Source organism: Athalassotoga sp. (genome assembly GCF_049965695.1).
GTDB lineage: Bacteria > Thermotogota > Thermotogae > Mesoaciditogales > Mesoaciditogaceae > Athalassotoga.
Genome location: NZ_JBMFWB010000053.1, coordinates 1 through 1,227 on the forward strand (window position 1 = coordinate 1; position 1,227 = coordinate 1,227).

General features: G+C 43.0%; 2 protein-coding genes. Both read right to left on the bottom strand.

Annotated elements, in window-relative coordinates:
- On the bottom strand, window positions 1-724 hold a 724-nt coding region (locus ACP5NR_RS08715), incomplete at its 3' end, for a C2HC-type zinc finger protein (RefSeq protein WP_428006358.1).
- Between the two features lie 67 nt (window positions 725-791).
- Window positions 792-1,227, bottom strand: a 436-nt coding sequence (locus ACP5NR_RS08720; protein WP_428006359.1) for a hypothetical protein, incomplete at its 5' end; no start/stop codon positions are given.

Consider the following 1,227-nt stretch of genomic DNA (forward strand, 5'->3'; position numbering starts at 1 on the left):
CAGATGGTGGTGACATTTGTTTTGATTCTGCCACCTCAGCCAGGTAGCGCTTTGTAGGTTTGTATGCATATAAACCTTCGGGCGTGCGGGAGAATTTGATTTTCCCGTTGTTTACATGCACGACAAATGCATCCTCGACATCCGAGTCGAAGATAACTCTGCAGCGATCGACCATTTCCGAAAGTCCGAAAATGTTTGCCATCATTGTTGGATCATAGTAGACCTTACCAAATCCTTTTACCTGTCCTTCCAGGCCAATGAGTTTTTCTCCTGCATTTGTTGTCATGTTGATTGGTTGCTTGGCCATTTTAATGTCTGTGACCAAGTCTGGGTTCATAAAGGTTGCACCAATACTTGATCCTGAGTCAAGTAAGATGACATCTTTCATGTCTTTATGATGTACAGCACATTGTTTGTGCACTGCTGCACCTAACATATCATTTGTCTTTGTTGCAACATGGAGTTGATAGCCACTCCATCCTTTCTTTGAGCGAGCACTCCTGCTCGATGTCGTCGTTTTGACGGATTCTTCTGCCGACATTTCTGACATGTCATCAGCAGCATCACTGTCATTTCCACCAGATTGCAAACCAGCCATCGCTCGGTTGATTGCCCATTTTGCTCTTGGGATATTATCTTTATCCGGACACTGGGGGCTCCTGTGTCCAGCTTTTCCACAGATAAAACAGGTGACATCCTTGTCCTTTTGTGCAAAACTTGCCACTCCTGTTATTTCACCATCTGACTTATATTGGTGTTGTTGTTGTTGTTTGCAATGGCGCTACTGGTTTTCAAAAAAATGGATCTAACTGATGATTTAACAAGACATCGGTTGCCATGGTTATTGTCCTTGGGTATTGATCATTTCCAAGGGAATATTGGGAGATGAAGTTCTTGGTAAGTGATCCATACTTATTTTGGTTACTGCCTCGAATAAGCAAATAGGCCATCCAAGCCTCAAATGCTTCATCCTTGTAACTCTTTTTATCCAAGTCAGTCTTCAGGTCCTTGAACTCAACCTGAAACTCACAAAACTTGTGCAACATCTCTGATCCCATATGGCTAACTGCCACATCTCGAAGTTGCTTAAATCTTTTGATATAATCAAGCAGTGGCTCATTTTCAGCCTGCTTTGCATTGATCAACCGTGTCAATGCATCCGTCATTGAGATCATAGGATACTGTGCGCGAACTGGATCATGCATCAGCACCTTAATCACTTCCAAC